This is a genomic window from Pseudomonadota bacterium (genome assembly GCA_030859565.1).
GTDB lineage: Bacteria > Pseudomonadota > Gammaproteobacteria > JACCXJ01 > JACCXJ01 > USCg-Taylor.
Window position 1 is genome coordinate 1 of sequence record JALZJW010000180.1, and the last position, 6,008, is coordinate 6,008.

At 62.0% G+C, this 6,008-nt stretch carries 4 protein-coding genes; 3 read left to right on the forward strand and 1 reads right to left on the reverse strand.

What is annotated here, in order from left to right; translation table 11 throughout:
- Window positions 1-530 (forward strand): hypothetical protein (locus tag M3436_18475; GenBank protein MDQ3565988.1); only part of this gene is annotated, 530 nt, incomplete at its 5' end.
- Here the strand turns inward: M3436_18475 and M3436_18480 are convergent.
- Window positions 484-1,797: an IS110 family transposase gene (locus M3436_18480; protein ID MDQ3565989.1), complete on the reverse strand. Its 1,314-nt coding sequence runs from the start codon at window positions 1,795-1,797 to the stop codon at window positions 484-486. The genes M3436_18475 and M3436_18480 overlap by 47 nt on opposite strands.
- A gap of 1,729 nt (window positions 1,798-3,526) precedes the next feature.
- Here M3436_18480 and M3436_18485 point away from each other — a divergent pair.
- Together M3436_18485 and M3436_18490 are read left to right on the forward strand one after the other, a co-directional pair.
- Window positions 3,527-5,392: a hypothetical protein gene (locus tag M3436_18485; protein MDQ3565990.1), complete on the forward strand. Its 1,866-nt coding sequence runs from the start codon at window positions 3,527-3,529 to the stop codon at window positions 5,390-5,392.
- A gap of 295 nt (window positions 5,393-5,687) precedes the next feature.
- A partial coding sequence (locus M3436_18490) for a ribose-phosphate pyrophosphokinase-like domain-containing protein (GenBank protein ID MDQ3565991.1) occupies window positions 5,688-6,008 on the forward strand: 321 nt, incomplete at its 3' end.

Consider the following 6,008-nt stretch of genomic DNA (forward strand, 5'->3'; position numbering starts at 1 on the left):
CTCCAAGCACGCTGCTGACGATCGATGCGGTTTCGACCGGGAGATCGCTGACGCTGGGCACCGCCCAGCCCGGAGTGGCATACTATGTGGACCGTTCCTATACGATCACCGCCCTGGACGAGGCCCTGGCCGGCGGCGCCCTGGTCCGCACCGCCAACGAAGACTCCGAGTTGGACGACTCGCCCTATCTGACCCTCACCGCGAGCAAGATGGCGACGGTGTATGTCTGCTATGACAATCGCAGCACTACGCTGCCGGAATGGCTGCGCCGCGACGGCACCTGGACGGCCACGTCCCTCACGTTCGCCGGCAGCGACGCCCCGGCGGCGCCAATGCGCGTTTATTCGAAGGTCGTCCCCGCCGGGCCGTTCACCCTCGGCGGCAACCTCGACGGGGGCAGCGGGGCGGGCAGCACGTACGCCGTGGTGGTGAAGGAGGCCCCTGCCGGGGGAGGGACTCTCCAGGAACTCGAGTTGCAACGCACTAGGCGGGAAGAAGTTCCATCTCCAATGATTGGGCTTCGCGCCTGAGCCATTGGAGGCGCTGAACGCGGAACTTCATCTCGTATTGGGCAATCCCTTTTTCCACATACTCTCGCCCGTAGCGCAGCATGCGATAGACCAGACGGGCGAGGTGATGGGCCATCGCGACGATCGCTTTCGGTGCGCCCAGCCGGCCTTTGAGTCGGCGGTACTTGGCTCCGAGCGCGCTCTTGCTGTGGGTGAGACTCTGCGCGCAAAGACGCAGCGCATCAGCGGCACGGTTGTAGACTTTGCGCGTCGAGCGGCGCAGCACTTTGCCGCCGCTGATGGAGTGATTCGGGCACAGCCCCAGAAACGAACTGAACTGCTTCTCCGTGTTCCAGCGCGTCATATCCAGCCCAACCTCCGAGATGATGATCTGCGTGGCTTGTTCTTTGATGCCGGGGATCCTGGTCAGATCCACTCCGCAGATGCGCTCGAGTTGAGCTTTCAAGCTCGTGGCAGGCTTTTCGAGCGCCGCTCGCTCTTCAAATTGCGCGAGGTGGCCCTCAATGGCCTGGTCGCATTCCAGGATCTTGCCCTGCGCGAAACGATAACTTTCCAGCCCCACGCGCAACGCGAAGAGAAGCTCCTCGCGCCAGTTGCCATGCAGGCTCTTGGCCACGGTTTCTCGCGAGGCCTTGATCCGCGTGCTGCACAAACCCGACAGCGCCCCCGGATCGCGTTCTCCAGCGAGGATCGCCTCCACGATGCGCAACCCGCTTTCTCCGACAAGATCGCTAAGGACGTTAGTTAACTGCACGTTCATCTCAAAGAGCGCCTTCTGCATGTGGTGAACCGCTTGCGTGGAAGCGACCACCAGATTATCGCGCAGCCGCATGAAAGTGCGCAGCTTGCGAATCTGCGCATCGGGACGAAACGATCCACTCAAGAGCCCGAAGCTGTGGAGCTTCTGCAGCCATTGGCAATCGAGCACGTCGCTCTTGGTGCGGCCCGGCACATTCTTGACATGCCGGGCATTGACCACCCGCACTTCCAGACCCGCCTCCTCGAGGATCTCGTAGAGGGCGATCCAGTAAATGCCGGTCGATTCCAGCGCCACCGTCTCCACATTGCATTGCTTGAGCCAGTCGGCCAAACGCTGCAGATCCGGCGTAAAGGCGGCAAAAGTTCGCACCGGCTCTGGGTCCCGATCCGCGGGCACCGCGACCACGTGCTCTTTAGCGCCCACGTCGATTCCCGCGGCGTTAGGATGGATGAGGGGCAGACTCGGCAAACTGGCAGTTTTCTTGGCTTTGGACTTTTTTTTTGGCATCGCTTTTGTTGGGGTTAATTCGAGCGAGGTTCGGCCCGGTCGCGGAATCGGTTTAATAAACTCTCCAACGGGGTCGAGCCTCCCTCTTTGCCTTGAGGCCGCCACCAAACAAGTGACCGCCAGGAGACCGGAGCCATGCTAGCTAACGGGCAATGAAAGCACCAAACCAGCGTCGGCCTTAGCTTGCCGAATCTCGCTCGGCCCGCACTATGCGCGCCCTCTGCACCGAAAGCCAGTTCCTTCCACAAGTCACAAATCCGCAGGCATTTGTGAACGCTAGCTAGCTTCAACGCTGGAGATCAACAACCCGGCTGAAGCTTCGCCTTCTTATTATCGGCGGCTTCTGCGACCGCAGTCACCAGCGCCTCGGATGGCGATGGCGGTCGCGCAGGTCAGGTTGTTTGAGGGGACGACCGAGATCGGCAACCGATGCCGAGAGCGAGGATGGATGGAGCACGGAGTGGACCGGCAAAGCCGGGACTTACCTCCTTGCCGCGATGGCCACCGACGACCCGGTGACCGCGCTGCCCGGCCCCAATTAGCGTGACGTTGCTCGCCGGACGCCGACGCTGCGGATCTCATCGATGGACGAGGGTTCCGGAGGAGCACGGCGGGTATGTCGGGCAATGACAGCCACGAAAATGTTGCTCCCGCGGCCCAGTTGTTTCCAGTCCGGAAAAGCGCCCACAGCTCACGCGCGAGTTCGCGCGTGCGAAGATCTGCAGATGAAGGTTAGCCGCTCGAGAACAAGAGCATGTGCGTCTCCGCCTGCGCAAGTCGTTTTGACCAAGGTTGTCAGATCTTAATTAAACGGCGCGAATCCGCATTCCACCACGACGAGACGCGCGTGAGTCGGAAATGCGGGATCTACTTGCCGCGGGTGAGGCGTTCGCGGTCGGGCCGGAAGTCGGGCCGAACGCGTCGAACTCGAACACGTGGACGCGGTTACGTGATGTTAGATCTAACCGGAAATTTGATGCCCTCGGCAGGGAGCGAAGTCTGCGCTGCAAAGCATTAAGGTTGAAGCTAACAATCTGGAATGTGCCGCGTGGGAGCACGTCTGCTGATCTTCCACAGGCGCGGGCGCTCGCTGCAAATCGGGTGATCGCGAAGGATAAAAACTCGCCGTGAGTCAATAAGCTATTTTCCTCACGCGGCACAGGCACGTTACGTGGTGCAGTTTTGCCAGCCGACCAAAAACCTGCCGGCGGGGTGCCGATTTCGACTTGCCAAAGGTCCACGGACCGCGATGCCCGGCGCTTTCCGTAAACTGCGCCCGGTCGGAAGATTTCCGCGAGGACTCCTGTCTTCACGAGATCGGCGCCAATCTGCGAAGCAGTCCAGAAATGTAGAGAAACGAATATAGCTTCGCGATTTCCTAAAAATGGGCGGAACCGAAAATGTTTCCGGTGCGATCACTATACTGGCGCCTCGTTCCGGGTGCCCTGACTAAGTAGAAGGTCAGACTGTACGACGATAGATGAACTCCCTGGCTTCCCGCACAGGCATTTAGCTAAATCCGGGCAATCCAGCTTCAGTTCATTCACAAACCCGTTAAGTAAGTTACTGCAATCAACCCCCAGAGCCGTTTATGGACCCCACTGCAACCAGCATCATCCGCCAAGTGACCCTGCCGATCATCGCCGCCATCAGCGTGATCGCGACGGCGCTTCCAACCGTGGCCTCTGCTCAGGAAGGGCCGTACCTGATTAGCCTGCAGCAGCGAGAGTTGAGACGCGCTGACGGCTCCTCGGTTGCCAATTACCCGGCGTACGTGGCCCAGAACCGCGACTACATCGACACCCTGCCCTTTGACGGAGTCTCGATTCACACGCCCACCGGCAGGACGCTGATGGCGGGGCCGCTCATTAGCTACAATGCTATCTCCAATGATTGGGCGCCGCTGCGGGGGGTGACTTGGAATCGCATGAGGCACAACTTCGCCATCGTCAACGTCGATCGCCCGGCGGACTTCTTCGACGATTGGACGGCGACGATCGCGAATTACCGCACCCTTGCACGGGTGCTGCGCGAGACCGGCATTCAGGGGATTCTTTTCGATAACGAGGATTACCAGCGTTCGCTATGGCATTACCCGCGAGACGTTTCCTACCCCGGCAGGTCGCTGCAGCAGTACCACGACCAGGCCCGGTTGCGCGGCCGGCAAGTCATGGAGGCGGTGGTCTCCGAATTTCCGAACATTGACATGCTGGTGCTGATCTCGCCGGCGTGGAGTTTCGGCCAGACCCCGCAGCAGGTCGAGTATTGGAGGGGCGACAACCGCCTCAGTGGCGCCTTCACGGTCGGCATGTTCGAGGGTCGCGGCGGCCAGGCAACCGTGATCGATGGCGGCGAGGGCGCCTACGGGTACCGCAGCGTCGAAGATTTCCAGGTCTCCTACGACTGGCGCAAGTACACCATTGCATCGCCCGCGGTGAACTGCCCCTTTATCCCGCCGGCCACCCGTCCGTCCTGGCCCGAGATCAGCATTTCCTTCGGCCTCTACAACGGCGTCTTCCCGCGCAACATCGGCCTGACCATGAATCCCACGATCATGCGCCAGATAGTCGAGCGGTCGTTGCGGCGCTGCGACAAATACGTGTGGCTATACTGGGAGACCAGCGGCGGGAACTGGTACGTGCCCGGGAGCGTCCCGCAAGCCTACGTCAGCGCGGTCGTCGATGGCAAGGCAGCCGCCGGCAGCGTCCCGCCTCCGACCAACCCGCTGGTGAGCATCGACGCGGTCTCGACCGGGAGAGCGCTGACGCTGGGTGTCGCCCAGGTTGGGGCGACGTACTACGCGGACCGTTCCTATACCATCACCTCCCTGGACGAGGCCATGGCCGGCGGAGTCCTGGTCCGCACCGCCAACGAGGACACCGAGCTCGCAAGCTCCCCTTATCTCACCCTCACCGCACGCGAGGCGGCGACAGTTTACGTCTGCTACGACAATCGAAGCACGACGCTGCCGGAGTGGCTCCGTGACGGCACCTGGACGGCGACTTCCCTGGAATTTTCGGGCAGCGATGCCGGGTCGTCGCCGATGCTTGTGTATTCGAAGGTCGTCCCGGCCGGACAATTCACCCTCGGCGGCAACCTCGACGGGGGCAGCGGGGCGGGCAGCACTTACGCGGTCGTAATGACGCCGGCCAGCTCGCCGTTCCTGGTGAACATCGACGCGGTCTCGACGGGGAGGGCTTTGACGCTGGGCGTTGCCGAGAGCGGCGCCGAGTACTACGCCGACCGCGCCTATACGATCACCTCCCTGGACGAGAACCTTGCCGGCGGAGTCCTGGTCCGCACCTCCAACGAAGACTCCGAGCTCGAGAGCTCGCCCTACCTCACCCTCTCCACAAACAAAGCGGCGACGGTTTACATCTGTTACGACGATCGCGCCATCACGCTGCCGGGGTGGCTCCGCGACGGCACCTGGACGGAGACGTCCCTCCTGTTCGCGGGCAGCGATGTCCCGGCATCGCCGATGCGCGTGTATTCCAAGTCCGTGCCTCCCGGGCAGTTCACCCTCGGCGGCAACCTCGAGGACGGCAGCGGGGCGGGGAGCACGTACGCGGTGGTGTTGAAGGAGGCCAACTAGACTAGACCAGGCGCCGCTCGATGGCGATTACCCAACCCGGCTGACAGGTCCGTTTGCCGACAGATCCGGACTTGTAATCACCCAGCGGCTCCGATGGCGGGAGCTCGCGGTGGGACTGGCATGCAATTTAGCCGGCATGCCAGGTCTCACCGGGCGGGCGTCTGCGGGTTCAGCCGGCTCGGGACCGGACGTGCGCGTCCAAGCTTTCCGGGCCTGGGTGCGCGCTCCTGGCGCGCGCACTTTCCGTTTGTCTTTGGAGGGAACCCCACTAGAGTCGCACCTCCTTTTTTCCCGGATGTTTCGCCCCAGCATCGAGCTCAAGATCTTCACCGGTTCTGCCCATCGGCAGCTCGCGCAGCGGATCTGTGCCTATGTCGGCGAGCCGCTCGGGGACGCGACCGTAAGCTCGTTTCCGGACGGCGAGACCTACGTCAAGATCAACGAGAATATTCGGGGCCGGGATGTCTTCATCGTTCAGCCGACCTGCCCGCCGACGAATCAAAATTTGATGGAGCTGCTGATCCTGGTCGACGCGGCCCGCCGGGCGAGCGCGGCGCGGATCACGGCGGTGATTCCGTTTTTCGGGTATGCACGACAGGACCGCAAAGATCAGCCG

Excerpts from the sequence above, each read along its gene's own strand:
- M3436_18480 (MDQ3565989.1), bottom strand. The coding sequence starts at position 1,797 with ATGCCAAAAAAAAAGTCCAAAGCCAAGAAAACTGCCAGTTTGCCGAGT.